The sequence below is a fragment of the Flavobacterium sp. Flavsp81 genome (assembly GCF_059491325.1).
Genome location: NZ_CP168505.1, coordinates 979503 through 999052, shown reverse-complemented (window position 1 = coordinate 999052; position 19550 = coordinate 979503). Strand labels below are relative to the sequence as shown.

The following is a 19550-nucleotide window of genomic DNA, read 5'->3' as shown; positions in this document are numbered from 1 at the left end:
CAACATGGAAAATAGTTTTAGCAGTCTTATAAATATCCAGCCTAAGGAAATCGGTGATAAATATCCTAAAGATATAAAGTTTGAAATAGTTGGAAATGAATATACAAAAATAGCAGTTATAACCTCGGTTGAAGATAACGAACTGGAAGGTTGGCTGGAAAAAAATAATGATTTTGTAAATGAAATATATGAAAAAAACAGAATCATTCTATTCAGAAAATTTAAAAGCTTTGCTTCTAAAACAGAATTTTCTTCAGTTGTAGACAATTTGTCTTCAGGAGGAGCTTTAGAATATGCAGAGCCTTCTTCTCCGAGAACGAGACTTGAAGATAAAATATATACATCTACAGAATATCCTAAAGAGCAGTCTATTCCTCAACATAATGAGCATTCGTATTCGAAATCATGGCCAAAAAAGCTGTTTTTTTATTGTGAACGTCCTTCTGAAATTGGCGGTTGTACACCTATCTGTAATAGTTCGGCTGTGTATAATAAAATTCCGTCTGATATTTCCAAAAGATTTGAAGATAAAGGAGGCGTAATGTATGTTCGAAATTTCAGTCAGGAAATGGATATTCCGTGGGAAACTTTTTTTGGAACATCAGATATAAAAGAAGTAGAGAAATACTGTAAGGAGCATCATATGAATCTTACACAGATTGACCAGACCAGACTTAGAATTGATTATGTTGCACAGGCTACACTTCTCGATAAGGCTACTAATAAAAAAATATGGTTCAATCAGGCGCATCTTTTCCACTATAGTAACCTGGATAGTGATGTGTACAACTATTTGATAGATGCATACGGAATAGACAATCTTCCGCGCAACAGCTACTACGGAGATGGTACAGCCATATCTATCGCTGATCTGGAAGCGATAAGACAAGCGTATGACGATGTTGCTTTCAGATTTGATTGGGACAAAGGCGATCTTTTGATGATGGATAATATTAATTTTACTCATGGTCGTGATTCTTATGACGGAGCAAGACAACTCTTTGTATCAATGTCTGAAGAAGACAATATTAATAACTACGTAAAAGCCTCAGCTACAAAAAAAGTGACTGAAGCCAGAAAAAATACAGCCTCTTTCTTTATCACCAACGAATCCAAATATGGAGACAGTAAAGCAATGCTTAAATATAAACTTGCATTATCGTGTAGAATGCTGAGAAGTCTTCAGCTTGATGAAGGAAGTATCAGTGGACATATCAGTATGAAAGTACCCAATGAGAAAAACCTGTTTTGGGTAAATCCTTTCGGTATATTATTCGATGAAATAACACCGGACAATCTGATATTGGTAAATAACGAAGGTGAAGTTATTGAAGGAGAATATCCTATTAATGTAGCAGGATTCTGCATACACTCAGAAATACATAATACCAGTAGAGAAGCCAACTGTATCGTGCATACACATTCTCCTTGGGGAACACTTTTTTCATCACTGGAAAAACCTGAAATCCTAATGCTTGACCAGAATAGCTGTATGTTTTATGATAATTATGTTTTGTATAATGAGTTCGATGGTCCAGTTAATACAACAGATCGTGCTGTTAAATTAGCTGAAAAGCTGAGAGACAAAAACGTTGCCATTTTGGCTAATCATGGGGCAATTGCTTGTGGAGAAAGTATTGAAACGGCTATGATGTATATGATCAGTCTGGAACGTACCCTTAGACTAAACGTACTGGCAAGACAAATGAACGAAAAAGTAAATCTTATAGACTCTCAAACAGCACAAAATTCTAAAGAATGGATCAGCAATCCTATGGGCTTTAAAATTGAATTTGATGCTTTGGCGAGAAGAATCGAAAGAGAATACGTGGATATCAAAAACTACTATCCAATTTCTTTGAGCATATGATAAAAAGATATAATTTGTCACCCCAGCAAAACCTTACGTATCTGTCGGCGAGTAAAGGTGATTTGTATAATGTAATGGTTTTTTCTCTGGAGAATATTCAGGGACAAAAGCTCTGTGATGATATAAATGAAGTTCTGAAGGATGAGTTATGTCTTTATATGACTATTACTTCCCCAGGAAAAGAAGCCTTTTTAAATATTGAGGAGGAAAGAAATTTTGATGTAGAACTTGTACACAAACAAGAGATTGAAAATGCAGAGAATTCCGTATCCAAAGAACATAATCTGAGCATTACCATTGTTCAGGATAATGAAAATGCTGTGTCGATAGCCTTCAGATACGGACTTTACTTTTTTGACAAGTGGAGTATAATAACACTCTACCACCGTATTTTAGAAAAATACTACAAAGGTACTTATGATAAGGCTGATATCAGTTACCTGCAATATTCTGCATGGAGAGAGCATATCATCAGTGAAGAAGGGAATGAAGAAAATTTGGAATACTGGAAAGATATAATGAAAAATTTTCAGCCTTTCAAAACAAACCTGGAATTGAATGTTACTGAAGCCGGAAAAAGGAAAACTCAGTTTTATAAACTAAGCGACAAGCTTATACAATTACTGCAAAATGCCCCAATTGATAAAGAGATACTGCTATTATCAGGTTGGTATTATACGCTTTGCCAGATATCTGCAGATAAAAATACAGCATATGGCGCGGGATATGTAAGTCATGGCAGAAGCTTTGAGCAGCTTTACAAAAATATTGGACTTTATGCCAACACTTTACCTTTTAATGCAGAAGCAGCAAAAGATTTTTCAGGAATAGAAGAATACTGTGACAGTATAGGGAAACTGGTGATATTACTAAACAGCCGCAAAGAATATATTCCGAATAATCAGGAATATGCAGATTTTATAAAAGCAAACTTCAGGTATATTTTTGAATTTATTGATCTGAGTAAAATTACCGGGGATAAAACTCCTTTGAGTCAGATTACAGATCACCAAAATGACCATTCAGATTTTATCGCCCAGATTTATTCTGCAAAAGAAGAAACTACTGTTGCGCTGCATCATAAAGATAACATCAAAAGTGAAGATATAACGTACTTTTTACAACTGTGGGAGCACAATAGTATTCAGATGATAGAAAAATATTCTGAAAATATAGCCGCTATCGAACCTTACGAAACTGGTACTCAAAAACCGCTGAAGACAGAAAATACAGTGACCGGAGAATCAGTTTTAGAAAGATATGTAGGAATAGTAAAACAGTTTGCAGACCATATTGCTATAGAAGATGAAAATGGAACTTATAGCTATAAACAGATCGATGAGAAATCAAACGAGCTGGCAGCGTTAATTCTGGATAAAATAGCAGATGCTTCATCGCCAACAATAGGCGTAATGTGCGATTGGGATCATAACGTGATTGTTGCTTTTTTGGCGACATTAAAAATTAATGGAAGCATAGTTCCTATAGATCCTAATGATTCCCAACAAAGAATCACGCATATACTGAACAATTCGAATGCTCAGCTTTTGATCACGGGAAGTCACTATCAAAAAGAAGAATTTGAACCAAAACTCTTTATTGATATACTCAATTTTACGGGTGATACATCCGTCATCAGTAATTTCATTCGTACGCCGGACAGTACTTCGTACGTTATATATACATCAGGAACAACCGGAGTTCCCAAAGGAGTTTGTATTCAGGATAAATCTTTGATAAACTATGTCGACTTCCTGAACGGATCACTTGATATAAATCATACAGACACCTCTATACTACTTTCTTCGTATGCCTTTGATTTGGGTTATACAAGCTTATGGGGTACTTTACTTTCAGGAGGAAAATTACAGCTGGTAAAAAAAGATTTCCTGTATGATGTAGATGAGGTAATCAGTACGATTACAGATAAAAAAGTAACGTATATAAAAACGACTCCGTCTTATTTTAACGCCATATTAAATGCAAAAAACTTTAATAAGATTGAAGGATCAGATCTTAAAAAAGTCATTGTGGGAGGAGAAAAAATAAAGACAAAAGATTTAGCAGACTTTAAAAAAACTTTCGGGACAATAGAAGTTATCAATCATTATGGCCCTACGGAAACCACTATTGGAACTGTTTTTAAAAAAATAAACAATATAGAGCAATACATTCAAAGGCCTGTAATAGGATCGCCGATTCCCAATAATTTTGCTGTTATTTTAAATGACAGAAAGAAAGAAGTTTCAAAATATGAAACAGGAAACGTCTTTATTGGAGGTGCAGGACTTGCAAAAGGGTATTTGGATAATGAAGAACTGACCTCAGAAAAATTCATTGTTCATCCCGATTATGGAAGAATATATGCGACAGGTGACATCGGTTTCTTTACGATGGAAAACGAAATCATGTTCCTTGGAAGAGGAGACAGTCAAGTAAAAATAAGAGGCTACAGAGTTGAACCGGATGAAGTGAAAAACATCATCAGGACTTTTGATGGAGTAACAGATTCTGCGGTATTGGCTGTAGAAAACAACGGAGATAGTGGACTTTGTGCTTTTGTAACTGGGATCGCCAAAGAAAGTTCTTCAGATTTGAAAGAATTCCTTAAAAATTCTCTGCCAGAATATATGGTTCCAGCTGAAATTTTATTTGTGGACAAAATTCCGTTAACGACAAATAATAAAGTAAATCAGCAGGCTCTTAAAGATATTTATGTGGAACATAAATCGGATAAAGCGATTCATGATTCTTCTAAAGAAAATACGTTTTTTATAGCCTCAGATTTACAGAAACATTTATTAAGGATCTGGAAAGAAACCTTAATAACGGATGAGATAACCGGAAGCAGCAACTTCTTTTCTTTGGGCGGACATAGCTTAAAGGGAATACAGATGCTCAACAAAATATACAAAGAATTCAATGTAAAAATAACTTTGGGTGATATTTACAAATACCCGGATTTTGAAAGTCTTTCAGGATTTCTGTTAGAAAAAGTAAATGAGAGTGGAGAATCTCCTTACACGAAGATTTCTCCCGTAGCGGTTCAGTCCAGATATGAAGTTTCAAATTCTCAGAAACGCATGTGGCTTTCGACCATTAAAAAAGAAAGTGCAGCATTGTTTAATGTTCCTATGCATTATTCAATCCATGGTTCTTTGAATATTGAGGCGATCAGGGCTTCTTTTGTGGCGCTTATACAAAAACATGAAACCCTTAGAACGATATTTAAATATGAAGATGGAGATATTTATCAGTACATCTTACCAATCGAGAATATTGATCTCGAAATTCCTGTTGTAGTTATACAGGATATGCCGTCGATGATCGAATTTTTACGTCAGGAAAGATACAAACCTTTTGATCTCTCAAAGGAATTGCCTATCAGGTTAAACCTAATAAAAAAGGGAGAGACAGAATATACGCTTGCTACAACGCTTCATCATATTATTTCTGACGGTTGGTCGCGTGAGATTTTATATAAAGAAATCAAAGAAAATTACAATACTTATCTTAAAGATAAACATATCAATGTTGAGCCTTTGACCGTACAATATAAAGATTATGTAAACTGGCACAAAGGTAAATATAAGACGCATGAAAATTTCTGGGAGAACTTCTTTGCAGAGGATTTTCCTTCCCTGGATTTTCCGATAGATTATGCGCGTCCCGGAATGATATCGTACAATGGTACCGCCGTAAGTACAAAAATAAAAGAAAACTTTAGCAGCCTGAAGCAAAGCATTAATGAACAATCTCTTTCTCTGAACAATTATCTTGTTGGAATATATGGACTGTTAATACATGCTTACAGCAATCAAAACAAATTCTATATCGGAACAATTTCTTCTGGAAGAACCCACGTAGATACAGAAGCCATTATAGGATCTTTTATAAATTATCTGCCTTTAAAAATCAAGGTTTTATCAGGAATGAATTTTCAGGAGTTCCTTCAAGAAAATATTAAAGGATTTGTGCAGGTGTATGAAAATGAAGACTATCCGTTTGATTTGATGGTGGAAAAGTACTTGCCGAATAATGATGCATCGAGAAATCCATTTTTTGATACAACAATTATTCTTCATAATGAAGAAGAAGTTTCCCGTACAATACTGCTTGATGATGGCGTACAGATAGAAGAATTTGTACATGAAGAAGAAATAGGTACACACTCCAAAATAGAATTCAAAATAGATATAACGGTAAAAAAAGAAGAACTCGTAATTCGATTGGAATATAATACAGACATTTTTTCTGAAAGTAAAATGACAAAATTACTACAGTTATATACCGATTTGATTGAAAAAATGGCGAATAATTCAGGAGATACTTTAGATGAGGTTCTTGAGGCATTAAGAATGGAGATGAATCAGGATCAGGAATTTTTAATATAATTTATAAAATAAATATGAAAATCATAACTATTTTAAAAACGCTTGGTGCAAAAGGAATAAGCCTGGAAGTTGAAAACACACAGATCAGGCTTAAAGGGAATATAGCTCAACTTTCTGTAGAAGAAAAAACATTTTTGAAAGAGAATAAAGAAAAAATAATAGAGTATCTCATCAGGAAAGACTCATTTTATTTCTTCAGGGATGTTCTTTACTTTGGACATGAAGAATTGGATACACTGGATCTGAATGATTTGAAGAATAGCGGAGAAATTCAGCATACCGTTTCCTCAGTAATAAGCAGAGATATCTCAGGCACGAAGTATAATGAAATAAAGAAGTTTACTGAAGAACATCATATTACTTCGCAGGCTTTGTTTCTTGCAATTTACAGAGCACTATTATACCGATATACGGGACAGAAAAACTTCATTCTTTGTACTAATTTTTTAAGTAAAGAGGAAGAGAAAACACTATTTATAAAGAATAAAATTGAAGATAAAGACACGATAGAAAATCTTATTCGAAAAGAAGATGAAGCAATTCACGTTGCATCGGAGGATGATCAGTGGAAAGATTTATTAGCAGATGGTGAGAAAAATAAACTGCTTGGGGAAATTGTAAAAACAGGAATGTTTTTTTCATACACTTCCGAAGATAAGATACACGGCAAGAGATCTGATGACAGAGGCAATTCCTATATTGATATTCTGGTTCATGATGATTGTAAGCAGCTGAATATTAGTATAGATTCTCATCCTTCATATAAACACGAACAAGTTCAACGACTGCTGGAACATCTGGTAAATATAATTAATACTTTACCGGAAAGTCTCCATACCGTTCTTAATGAGATTGGTTATATGTCTGAAAGTGAAAATCAGATTGTTGAATATTTGGCTTCTTCCGAATCACAAGTATTTGAAAACGAAAGTCTTATTTCGAAATTTGAAGATTCTTTTGATAGATATTTTACCAAAACAGCGATTGATTTTGAAGGGAAATCGTTGACCTATGGAGACGTAAAATACCTATCAGATAAAGTATCACACTATATCAGCAGTTATACAAAAAGCGAAAAAAGTCATATTGGGATCTGTATCAATAAATCAGAATATTTTATTCCCGTATTGATCGGAGTCATAAAATCAGGAAATGCCTATGTTGTAATTGATCCCTTTATTCCTGAAGAAAGGAAAAAGTCATTGCTAGAAGATATTAAATGTAAATTGATTTTTGATGAAGCACAGCTTCAGGATTTTTTAGATAAGATAGAAGAAATTGTTCCTGTAGAGCAAAGTCAGCCTATTACTCCGGAAGACCCTGTGTATCTGATGTGTACCTCGGGATCTACAGGAAAACCTAAAGTAGCGATTAATACCCATAAAGGTTTTCTGAACCTATTAGAATGGTATAAAAACGATATAGGAATTAACGAGAATGATAAAGTAGGTATTATAAGCAATATCAGTTTTGACCTTACCCAGAAAAATTATTTTGCGCCGCTTTTAGCCGGAGCTGCCATTTATCTAGAAAATACAGGGCTGTATGGTATTACTTCGTTTATTGACAAAAATAAAATAACGGTAGCCAATGCAGCTCCGGCAATATTCAGCTCTTTTACAGATGCAGAGTATCAAGTCCTAAAATCGCTGCATAAAGTGATATTTGGTGGAGAAAAAATAGATCCGGTAATCGTAAAAAACCTTAGAAACATTGTAAGTGACATCAAAATATACAACTCTTACGGACCAAGTGAAGCAAGTGATGTTTCTTCATTTTATGAGATAAACGAAGAAAGCATAAATATTTTTCCTATAGGAAAAGCCATTCCAAATGTAAAAGTTTACATTATGGATCATAACTATAATGTTCTTCCTTTAGGATTGAAAGGCGAAATTGTTGTAGGCGGAATAGGTGTAGGACTTGGATATGCAAACAATGCCAACGAAACAGATATTCGTTTCTACGAGCATCCTAAATACGGAAGGTTATACAGAACCGGCGATTTGGGAAGGCTAATGGAAGATTATAATATTGAATTTTTAGGAAGAAATGATTTTCAGGTAAAACTGAGAGGAAACAGGGTAGAACTACAGGAAATAGAATCTGCTGCAAGTAATTATTCCAGCGACATCAGAACCGTTTTGGCTAATGTTGTTTCTTATAATTCGGAGCAATATATCGCGGTATATTACTGCTCGGAAATGCCAATTAACACTGCTGAGCTGAAAAAATATCTGATGAAATATTTGCCGGATTATATGGTTCCTACCTATTACATTTCATTAGAGGAATTTCCGCTGACTCCAAACGGAAAAATCGACAGAAAAGCTTTGCCGGAAGTGTCGTTTAAAGATACTATACAAACAGAATATATTGAGGCTAAAGGTGATTCTGAAATTAAAATCAGAAGAATTTGGGCAGCGCTTCTAAATCTTGAAGAATCTCAGATAAGCACAAATGCCAATTTTTTTGAAATAGGAGGTACTTCATTAAAGCTTTTACAGTTGGTAAAAGAAATTAACCAGTTGCCAGAAATAAAAAGAGAAGTAACTCCAGTTAATATCTTCGAGTTTCCTCAGATTTCAAAACTGGCGGCTTATCTTAAAGGTGAAACAGCCACATCTGATCACAATAAAAGTATTGAAGAATCTTTGAGTACTATAGATGAGACTCTTAGCATATTAAATAATTTTCCAACAGAATAACATGAGCGAATATACAGGTTTAGAAATTGCAGTGATTGGAATATCATGTAAAGTCCCCGCTGCAGAGAATCACAATATTTTTTGGGATCAGCTTAAAAAGGGATTTGAGCCAATGGATGAACTTACTATTGATGAAATAGTAGCTTCAGGTGTGCCAAGAGAGCTGGCTGAGAATAAAGAATACGTTTGCAAAAGCAGACGATTAAAAAGCAAGAAAAATTTTGATTATTCTTTCTTTGGATATAATAAGAATGAAGCCCAGTTGCTTTCGCCACAAACTAGAATGCTTCATCAGTCTATCTGGGAAGCAGTGGAAGATTCAGGAAGTGATATTAAAAAATTAGAAAACAGTAGTTTATTTGTAAGTATCATAGAAGATTTTACCTGGCAGATGCATGTACGATCACTAAGAGATAAATTGCCTATAGACTTTTATTCCTTTAATTTTTTATCGGCGCATCATTTTACTCCGGCACTTTTATCTTATAAATTTGGATTTACAGGATTGCCCCTGCCTATTATGAGTGCATGTTCAAGTTCATTGGTTGCGATTCATGAAGGATGCAAAAGCCTTTTGCTTGGAGAATCAAAATATTCCATAGTAGCAGGAGTCAATTTTTTCAACAGTAAAGAAAAAGGCTATCTCTACAAAGAAGGTGTAGAATCGAAGGACGGACACTGTAGAGCTTTTGATGCAAATTCATCCGGGACATCTTGGGGAGAAGGTGTAGGAGTTGTAGTATTGAAAAAATTAAAAGATGCTATAAAAGATAAAGATCATATTTACGCTGTTATTAAAGGGAGCGCATGTAATAATGATTCAAACAGAAGAATCGGATATGCAGCACCAAGTGTAATCGGGCAGAAAGAATGTATTGAAAAAGCACTGAAATTCAGCAGAGTTTCACCTGAAACAATATCTTATGTAGAAACTCATGGTACAGGAACAGCTTTGGGAGATCCTATTGAGGTTGAGGCTCTTACGCAAGCATATGGATTAGGAAAAGAAAATAAAATCCCAATTGGTTCTCTAAAAAGCAATATCGGGCATACGAGTTATGCTTCAGGGATATTAAGTTTTATAAAAGCAGTATTGTGCCTAGAGAATAAACAGATTCCTCCAAGTATTAATTATGAATCTCCAAATCCAAACATCAACTTTCAGCAAAGCCCTTTTTATGTAAATAATAACGTTATAGACATAGAAAAAAAGAATTCACCTTTAAGAGTGGCTGTAACTTCGTTGGGAATAGGAGGTACAAACGCTCATATTATTCTGGAAGAGGCTCCGCTTGTAGAAAAAAACAGATTAGAAGGCAACTTTCTGGATGTTTTTTCAATTGCTGCAAAATCTGAGAAAGCACTTAAAAAAATAGCTTTAAATGTTTCAGAATTAATAGAAAATGAAAATGTAAATATTCATGATCTGGCATATACGTACAGAAATTCCAGATCGAATTTTGATCTTAGAAAAAGTTTTATATTCGAATCCAGAGGAGATCTAATCTTGAAGCTGAGAGAGTTTTATAAAGGAAATTCACGCGTACAAGCAATATCTCCTGCCAGCAAACCACTAGTTTTCGGATTCTCTGGGCAAGGTTCCAGTTATATGGAAATGGGTGTACAGATGTATCTTAATTCTGAAGTATTTAGGAATACTATGGACTTGTGTTTTTCTACATTGGAAAAGCTTTCGGATATAGATTACAGAAAAATATTCTTGGATGGAAAAGAAATAGATCAGAGAAAAATAGATCACACGAATCCTATAATTTTTGCTTTCCAGTATTCGTATGCCCAACTATTAATAGAAGTGGGATTGACACCATCATATATGATTGGGCATAGTCTCGGAGAATACGTATGTGCATGTTTAAGCGGGGTTATTTCTTATGAAGAAGCACTAAGCATTATATATAAAAGAGCAAAATTACTTGCAGGCTTACCGGAAGGCAGAATGATAAGTATTCGCATTCCGTTATCACAGCTTGAAGATATGATCAAAGAATATAATAATGTATTTATATCTGCATACAATTCACAGGATAGTTATACTATTTCTGGTTTGAAAGACGATATAATTCTTTTGATAGAAAAGTTGAAAGAGCAAGATATATACTTTACTGAACTGCAGGCTGCCGGACCGTACCACACTCCTTTTACAGGAATTATAAAAGAGGAATTTAAGTCATTTTTGGATAATTACACATTCAAAACCCCAAAAATTCCTTTTACTTCCTGTGCCGGAGGAAATACTATTAATGAAAATTCTGTCATAGAATCAGAATATTGGCTTAATCATATGTCAATGCCGGTTTTGTTTGACAAATGCATCAGTACGATTCTTCCAAATAAAGACAATCTTACCATTATAAATATTGGTCCGGGAACTACAGTATCCAAAATATTGAAAAATGTAGATATCAGCATCCAGACTCATGATACCTATAATAAAGAAGAATCCGAATATAGCCAGATGCTTAACCTTACCGCATCATTGTGGGAGAAAGGATATGAGATAGACTGGGAAAAAATCTTTCCGGAGGCCAATATCATATCAGCACCGACATATCCTTTTGAAAAAGTGGAGTTTATAGATGAAATTATAACGAATCCTGTATTTCAGAGAGAAGAAGCTAGTGAACCTGAAAAAGAATATTATACTTATCGTGAAAAATGGGAAGTTCAGGGAACAGATATTTCAGAAAATAAAAGCAATATAGAAGAAGAGCAGATTATTGTGATCTCTGATGACAGCAATATATACGAGAAGCTTTCCTTTTTTGGTAAAAAGACCATTTACATCTGTAATCAGGATAAAAACTGCTGTTCGGCCGAATTATCTGAGAATATTTTATGTGCTGATTTTTCAGATGAGAAAGAGACCTCCGCGTTGTTCTCTAATTTAAAGAAAAAAGGCATTGTACCGAGAATGGTTTATTTTGTATGGTTTGGAGATAAGGAAACTGAGGACGGACTTTCGTACGGATATCGTTCGATTTATCATTTCGTAAGAGGATTTGATAGCGTATTCTTTGATAAGGATTTGAATATCTCTTTAATAGGGGATTCATTCTTTAAGGTTAAATCAAATGAAAAAACAAGCGCAATAAAAGCAACTGCATATAATGCCCTGAAAATGGTGAATGTGGAATTTGAGAATATCACGGCTACCTGCGCAGATGTTCCGGAATTTGGTAGTTTATCTCAGGATATATTGTCTCACATTAAAAAGAATGGTAAAGCACATTTTGAATATGCTGTTAGGGAAAAAGAGCTTCTCATCAAAAAATTTGAGGAAATGGAATTACCGTCAGATCTCTTTCAGGTTTCCAGCCCAAATACCTATTTGATAACAGGTGGTTTGAGAGGACTTGGTTTTGAAGTAGCCAAATATATTGCAGAAAATGCACAGGCTAACCTCATGATTATAGGAAGAGGAGAAGAAAATACAGAAAACAGAAAAATACTTGAAGACTACGGTACCAAAGTAATGTACCTGCAGGCAGACCTTTCAGATTACGACCTGCTAAAAGAAAAAATTGAAGCTGCGCAACAGGAAATAGGTGCTGTAACCGGCGTTATACATGCTGCAGGAGTAGGAGACTATAACGGGATCATTTTAAGAAGAGGAACAGATGATTCTTCTGTATTTAATCCTAAAATATATGGTAGTAAAAATTTAGTGGAGATTTTAAAGAATAATTCTCTTCAGTTTTTCTTAGGATATTCATCACGTGCTGTATCAAAACCGTTTATAGGACAGTTGGGATATATTGCAGCAAACTCATATCTGGATAACTGTATATCAAATAATAATGGAGTAACGGTGCACTGGCCTATTGTAGCCGGCGTAGGAATGATTAACGAAGCGTTAAAGAACGTCCCTGAATACAGGCATAAATCTATTTTAAGCAGATCAATCACCGTTTCTCAGATGCTTCAAATACTTTTTAAATCTATATCATCAGGAGAACATCTTGTAATTGCTTCCAGAAGCAGAATGGATGTAGAGACCGGATATTTGGAAGTTACAGAAGAAGAAGATCTGGACCACGTTACTTTCTCTAAAGAGCGAATATTTACAAATAGAGAATACATAGCTCCTGAAACGGAAACAGAAATCAAATTGGTAAATATCATCAAGGAAGTACTGTGCTTAGATGAGGTAGGAATAAAAGACAATATGTTTGAACTGGGAGGTGACTCTCTTAAAGCAATGGTGATTCTGAATAAAATTAAATCAGAATTTAGTTTAGAATATAGTCTTAAAAACCTTATGGATGCTACAGATCTGTACCAAATTTCACAAGAGATACAAACAATAACCGATAACAAAATAACATTAACTTTTTAACTAATGGAACTAAAAGAATTATTAACATATATTGAGGAGAATAACATTGATGTAAGCCTTAATGAGTCTTATAACTTAAACATTGTCTTAAATAAAAAAGACGCCGAAAACAAAAAATTAATTGACTCTATAAGAAGCAACAAGGAACATCTTATAAAACATCTTGAAACAAAGAACAGTGAAAGCCTTATTCCTGTTTACAGAATGACACCTTTTCAGGAAGGTCTGGCGGGGTTTGTAAAAAATAATCCGGATAGTTCAAGGTATATTATCCATCTTACTTTTAAATCTGAAAAAGAAATTGATTTTGATGCTTTTAAGAAAGCATGCGGACTTTTGGTATCAAGCAATGAGATTTTAAAATCATCATTTGATTATGATTCTCAGGAGCAGGTTTTTAAGTCGAAAATTATTGACACAGACGATTTTTTCTGCGAACAGATATCTTCAGAAGATGAGCAGTCTTTCAGGCAAGGCAGCTTTGATATCTCTAAAGAATCGCTTATAAAATTTGCATTGATAGGTAAGTATATTATCATTATAAAAATTCATCATATTATAGCAGATGTTGTATCGGTACAGCTGATGTTGCAACAGTTATTTAGCTATTATAACAAATTTCAGAATAATGTTACTCCAGAGACCCTGCAATCAGTTCCTTTTTCTGAGTATACAAAATGGCTGTTAAAGCAAAACAAAGCAAAAGGATTGTCTTACTGGAAAAATCTGTTAGAAAATTATGATGCGACACCAATAGAGCAAATTGTTCCTGCTAAGAAAACTCTTCGGGAAACTTATGGTGAACTGAATGTTACCTACGATCTGAATACTTTGACTCAGGAAATACTGAAGAATAATAAACTGACTAGCAATACGGTGATCAACTTTTTATTTGGAATGGTGTTCTCTAAATATTTCAGAAATAAAAAATTTGTGTGGGGTAATACAATAACACACCGATATATGGATCATGATAATTTTAGAGATATTATTGGCCCTATGATTACAACAATACCAGTGGCTAATGATTTTGAGAAACAGGAAACTATTATGAAATCTATTTCTGATTTTCACTATCAGCTTTTGGATTCACGCGAGTACTCGTATATCTCTACGCCTGAAATTTATGAGGCTATCAATGCTAAAAATCTGTTTAGTGCTAATGTAAGTTTTCAGGATGTTTCAGAAAACAATAATGACACATTTAATGATGTAGGTATCGAAAGACTGGTTTCTGAGAGCCAGAGTATATCGCATTTCCCACTGTCTATTTTGGCATCTGCAAAAAAAGATAAAATTTCATTTAGCATCAGTTACAGATCAGATATATTTTCTGAAGATATAATAAAAGATATGACTGATATTATCATGGGACTTTACAACAATCTGGAAAATCTTGCTGAATTGAAGTACTCTGATCTTGATATTTTTGAGTACAAAAAAGATATTGAAAGATCTGTTATTACCGGAGATAAATATGATCAGAAAAATGTTTCTCTGCAAAAGCTCTTTACAGAAGCACTAGGAAAGCATAAAGAAAAAACAGCAATAGAAGATATAGAGGATAATTCTCTCACATTTGCTGAACTGGATGCCAAAAGTAATTATATCGCAAATCAACTTATAGCGAAAAACATTAATGGAGCCGTAGGGGTTCACCTTAAGTATTCGACCAATCTGGTTGTAAGTATTCTGGGAATCTTAAAAGCAGGATGTACGGTGATTAGTTTAGAGCACGGTTATCCGATAGAGCAGCTTAATCTCATTACTCTGGAAACAGATTTGCAGGCATGCATTATAAGTTTTGAAGAAAAAACGCTCTTTGGAGACCGTTTACCATATGTAAAAGAAAACTGTATATTGATTCATATTTCAGATAATATTCCTTCAGAAGATAATCTTACCGAAGATAGAGAAAGCCTGACAGATGATATTTTATCGATTTATTACACATCCGGATCTACCGGAATTCCTAAGATAGTTAAGGTTTCTAATGAAAATACCCTAAACGGACTATTATATCTTCTGAAAACTTATCCGGCCAGTTCTCAGGATATCTTTTGTCTTAACATAAGAGTTTCTTTTAGCCCTTCAGTAAGAAATATACTGGAATCAATTATTCAGGGAAATAAAATCGTTATCCTTCCGGAATATTTGTACCATAATATAGATAAGTTCGTAGAGACCGTATTTCAAAAAGAAATATCAAGACTCTCACTTACTCCAAGTTTTATTAAGCTTCTTATTGAAAATGACAAAGAAAGTTTCCTAAATAAGCTTAATTTCTTAGAAGTACGTGGTGAGGCAATTTCTATGGATGACATGGTGTTATTTAAAAAACTGATGCCAACAACCGCAATCGTAAGCAGATATGGATCTACAGAAGCATCTTCTACAGCTTATAACGAAGCGCTTGAAAATAATCTTAACACATCGTCAAGATATTTTGCTTTGGGTAAACCAATACACAATACTGTGTTTAAAATTATTGATGATAACAGCAATGTCCTTCCATTAGGAATTATAGGAGAAATATATGTAGAAAGTAAAAGTGTGGCACAAGGTTATATTGGAACTACAAATAACAACTTTATATATAAAGAAGGTCAAATTTCAGGATTAAAAACCGGTGACTTAGGATATATAGATCGGGAAGGTATTTTACAGTTTATTGGAAGAAAAGACGCAATGCTAAAACTAAGGGGATACCGTATTGAGCCTGAAGAAATAGAACTTGCGATGGAAAAGTTTGAGGGAGTGATGAAGGCGAAAATAGTTCCTGTAGACGTAGAAGACCCGACTATGGCAAGACTCGTGGCATTTTGTCATGTGAAAAAAGTGGATGAGTTCACGGATATCAACCTTAAACATTTTTTGAAGGATATGCTGCCGAACTATATGATCCCCAATAAAATACTTTTTCTTGATGAACTTCCAAGAACCAGTACAGGTAAAATAGATATACAATTTTTGAAAAGACAGATAAATGTAACAGACAAAAACAGAACCGAAACTAATAGCATGACAGAACAAAGGATAAAAGATATCTTTACTGATATTATGCCAAGTTCTGTAATTTACATTGATGAAGAGTTTTTTGAAATGGGAGTAAATTCCATTTTGACAATGAAAGCTGCATATAAATTAAGTACAGAGTTTAATATAAGCCTAAAAGGGGCAGAACTTTTTCAGCATGATACTATCGAGAAATTGGCGGTATTTATAGATACAATGATTGCCAATAAAAACTTTAAAAGAGAAGAGATATATCACACCCTGAATCAGAATGAGGCTAACGAAGATGTTTTTTTCCTGATACCACCGCTTACCGGAACATCACTGTTTAACACATTAAAACCATTTATTCAGGAAAATGTAGATTTCTATGTTTTCGAAACTATTGCCATTGAAGAATACCCACAACTGGCAAAAGACTTAGAAACATTGGCTGGTTTTTACAAAAACTCTATCCTTCAAATGTATAAAGGTAAAAGAATACATATGGGCGGATGGTCTTTTGGAGGAAGCACAGCTTTTGAAATAGCACTCCAGCTTCAGGCACTCGGAGTAGAAGTAAGCTCTCTGGTATTATTGGATCCTAATATGTACAGACCGGAATTTGACAGTGATAATAAGCAGAGAGAAGATTATGAAAAAATAATCAGAGCTTTACTTATCCAGGAAAATATAGATCCGGATTCGATAGGTATGCACAGATTTATTGAGCAGGCATATCATTCTAATTATGTCATAAAACATTACAGACCCGGTACAATATATAAAGGTGATATTGCTCTTATTAAACCTGAACTTACTTCAGAATTTGAGAGAAATCATGATACTCCCTACAATGGTTTCCGTGAATATTGTGAAGGCGAAATTAAGATAAGCTTCACTCCTGGAAATCATATGACTATGGCTACAGGCCCTGCAAAAGTGGTTGCTAATCTTATATTTTCGAATTTAAATCTGAAAGTTAAATAATCATGATAAAAAAAGGATTGTTTTTTTTTACAGGAATATTGCTCCTTATCGGGTGTAAAATGCATCATGCTGCTTATTCATTAACAGAAAATAAGTTTTCTATGAACGAAATAAAGGAAAAAAGGGCGGAAGTAATGAAGTTAAACGATTCGTTATATAAGTTTGAAAAATTTGCTTATAAAGACTCCATACTTAATTATAGGATTCTGGAACCGGTTTCAGTAAAGGATGGAAAATATTATCCGTTGGTTATTATATTTCCCCACTCAGGTGGAGTGGGGAATGACAACAGAAACCAAATGACGACCCTTCCGAAATACTGGCTTCAGGAAAAAGTGCGTAACAAATACCCCGCTTATATAGTAGCAATACAATATCCTGTACGCTCTTCCAATTACCTTTTTGATCAGTCCCAACGGATGTATTCCGTACCGAATGATTATTGCTTGGATGCCACCTTCGCGCTTATAAAAAGCCTTACTATTCAGCTTAGGATCGATGAAAAGCGTGTTTATGGAATAGGTTTTTCAATGGGGGCTTCCACACTATATAACCTGCTGGCTAGAAATCCAGGTGTGTTAAAGGCCTCTGTAAGTATTTCTGGGATTCCAGATAAAGACTTCAGTGAAAAAGCAGCAAAGTCACCAATATGGATTATTCATGGAAATGCGGATACCGAGAATCCTATAGAACCAGACAGAATGTTGGTAAAATATCTTAAAAAAATGAATAATAAAAATTATAACTACTGGGAGATTTCAGGTTTGGAACACACAATATACCCAAATCTATATAACAAGGACATTATCCCAAAATGGTTATTTAACACAAAATAAAAGTTTACTATTAAATTATAATGATGAATATAATTTTTTTCCCTTTTGCCGGAGGCCATAAGTTTTCTTACCAAAGCCTTATTGAAAACATCGAAAACAAAGATAAAATTAAGGTGATAGAATATCCGGGCAGAGGAACCAGAATGAAGCAGGAATTTGCAAAAACATTTGAAGAATTAATAGAAGACTGCCTGCGTCAGATTGGAAGCATCTGGGATAGTAACGAAAATTATATCCTCTATGGACACAGTATGGGAGGGTTACTGGCATATGAAGTATCGGTGAAGCTTCAGGAAATGCATCGTAAAATGCCTGAAAAATTGATAATAACAGGAAGAACACCTCCTTCTAGGGTTCGTAGTACGAAGTACACCAATCAATCAGATGATATGTTTTGGACGGAGGTATGTAATTTAGGAGGGATACCAAAAGACTCCAGAGACAATGAGGATTTCAAGAGTTTTGTAATACCTATTTTAAGAGCTGACTTTTCAATTTATGAATCTTATACATATAAAGAAGATAAAGATAAACTAAGAATTCCAATTGATGTTTTTTACGGTTCAGACGAACATACAGACGGAGATCATATAATGCAAGGCTGGAAAATAGAGAGTGAAGCTCCTGTTCATATTTCAGAACTTGAAGGTGATCATTTCTTTATTTTTAATAATTTGGATTTTTTTCAAAAATATTTTAGAAGCTTCTGATTTTAATATTGAATGTCTAACGTAATGAAAGTATTACGTTCTCAACTGATGATAAGAAATGCAAAAAAATCAATCTAGCAATTATTATCCAAAAAACTTATGTAAGAAAAAATAAAAAAATGATATCAGTTATTATAATATCAAGAAATAGACATCATTTAATGAGTCATCTTTTAAAATCGTTGGAAGAGCAAACATTTATTAATTTTGAAGTTATCATTATCGATAATCATTCAAATGAAGAAACAGTAATGTAGAATTATAGCATCAAAAAAACAAGTCGTTAACCTCCTTAACCCCTTTGTGTATAAGGGTTTAGTTCAAATTCTGTGGCAGTTTTTCTTTCCAGACAAAAGTGCCACGATTCTGCCATAGAAATTTTGGGCATTTTTACAAAGATTGAAAAGTGTCTTAAAAGCAAAAAGCCTGCGAATCATACGATTTGCAGGCTTTACCACGTTTTTTGAGGGTTTTTGAAAAGATTGAAAAACTTGCGTTTTCGCTTCTTTTACCCTTTTTGTGGGGAGAGCAGGATTCGAACCTGCGAAGTTCACACAGCAGATTTACAGTCTGCCCTCGTTGGCCGCTTGAGTATCTCCCCGAAGCTTGTATTGATGCGCTTTGTTGTTCTAAGCGGTTGCAAATATATAAACGTTTTTGATGTTTACAAACTAAAACAGAACTTAATTTC

Annotated in this window: 8 protein-coding genes and 1 tRNA gene; 8 read left to right on the top strand and 1 reads right to left on the bottom strand. The window is 34.2% G+C overall.

The window, feature by feature from the left end; genetic code table 11:
* The first annotated feature begins 4 nt into the window (after nt 1–4).
* The 8 genes from ACEN92_RS04250 (at nt 5) to ACEN92_RS04215 (ending at nt 19116) form a co-directional block, all read left to right on the top strand.
* Complete coding sequence (locus ACEN92_RS04250; protein WP_495641129.1) at nt 5–1870, top strand: class II aldolase/adducin family protein; 1866 nt, start codon at nt 5–7, stop codon at nt 1868–1870.
* Nucleotides 1867–6264, top strand: coding sequence for a condensation domain-containing protein (locus ACEN92_RS04245; protein ID WP_495641128.1), 4398 nt, complete (start codon nt 1867–1869; stop codon nt 6262–6264). Before ACEN92_RS04250 ends, ACEN92_RS04245 begins: the two co-directional genes overlap by 4 nt.
* Nucleotides 6265–6278: 14 nt before the next feature.
* Entirely contained in the window at nt 6279–8972 is a 2694-nt protein-coding gene (locus tag ACEN92_RS04240; RefSeq protein WP_495641127.1) for an AMP-binding protein, read from the top strand.
* A gap of 1 nt (nt 8973) precedes the next feature.
* Nucleotides 8974–13329 carry a type I polyketide synthase gene (locus tag ACEN92_RS04235; RefSeq protein WP_495641126.1) on the top strand — a complete coding sequence of 1452 codons (4356 nt, stop codon included), beginning with the start codon at nt 8974–8976 and terminating at the stop codon, nt 13327–13329.
* A 3-nt stretch (nt 13330–13332) separates the two neighbouring features.
* On the top strand, nt 13333–17313 hold the full coding sequence (locus ACEN92_RS04230; RefSeq protein WP_495641125.1) for a non-ribosomal peptide synthetase: 3981 nt from the start codon (nt 13333–13335) through the stop codon (nt 17311–17313).
* 2 nt (nt 17314–17315) lie between these two features.
* Nucleotides 17316–18149, top strand: coding sequence for a carboxylesterase family protein (locus ACEN92_RS04225; protein WP_495641124.1), 834 nt, complete (start codon nt 17316–17318; stop codon nt 18147–18149).
* 20 nt (nt 18150–18169) lie between these two features.
* A complete protein-coding gene (locus tag ACEN92_RS04220) occupies nt 18170–18859 on the top strand; it encodes a thioesterase II family protein (protein WP_495641123.1) in 690 nt (229 codons plus the stop codon).
* Nucleotides 18860–18978: 119 nt separating this feature from the next.
* Nucleotides 18979–19116: a glycosyltransferase family 2 protein gene (locus ACEN92_RS04215; protein ID WP_495641122.1), complete on the top strand. Its 138-nt coding sequence runs from the start codon at nt 18979–18981 to the stop codon at nt 19114–19116.
* A gap of 263 nt (nt 19117–19379) precedes the next feature.
* On the opposite strand, the gene ACEN92_RS04210 is transcribed toward ACEN92_RS04215, so the two are convergent.
* Nucleotides 19380–19460: transfer RNA gene (locus ACEN92_RS04210), tRNA-Tyr, on the bottom strand.
* Nucleotides 19461–19550 lie beyond the last annotated feature (90 nt).

Bases quoted from the DNA above. Each gene is read 5' to 3' on its own strand.
- ACEN92_RS04230 (WP_495641125.1), top strand. From the start codon at position 13,333: ATGGAACTAAAAGAATTATTAACATATATTGAGGAGAATAACATTGAT.
- ACEN92_RS04250 (WP_495641129.1), top strand. From the start codon at position 5: ATGGAAAATAGTTTTAGCAGTCTTATAAATATCCAGCCTAAGGAAATC.
- ACEN92_RS04225 (WP_495641124.1), top strand. From the start codon at position 17,316: ATGATAAAAAAAGGATTGTTTTTTTTTACAGGAATATTGCTCCTTATC.
- ACEN92_RS04235 (WP_495641126.1), top strand. From the start codon at position 8,974: ATGAGCGAATATACAGGTTTAGAAATTGCAGTGATTGGAATATCATGT.
- ACEN92_RS04215 (WP_495641122.1), top strand. From the start codon at position 18,979: ATGATATCAGTTATTATAATATCAAGAAATAGACATCATTTAATGAGT.
- ACEN92_RS04240 (WP_495641127.1), top strand. From the start codon at position 6,279: ATGAAAATCATAACTATTTTAAAAACGCTTGGTGCAAAAGGAATAAGC.
- ACEN92_RS04220 (WP_495641123.1), top strand. From the start codon at position 18,170: ATGATGAATATAATTTTTTTCCCTTTTGCCGGAGGCCATAAGTTTTCT.
- ACEN92_RS04245 (WP_495641128.1), top strand. From the start codon at position 1,867: ATGATAAAAAGATATAATTTGTCACCCCAGCAAAACCTTACGTATCTG.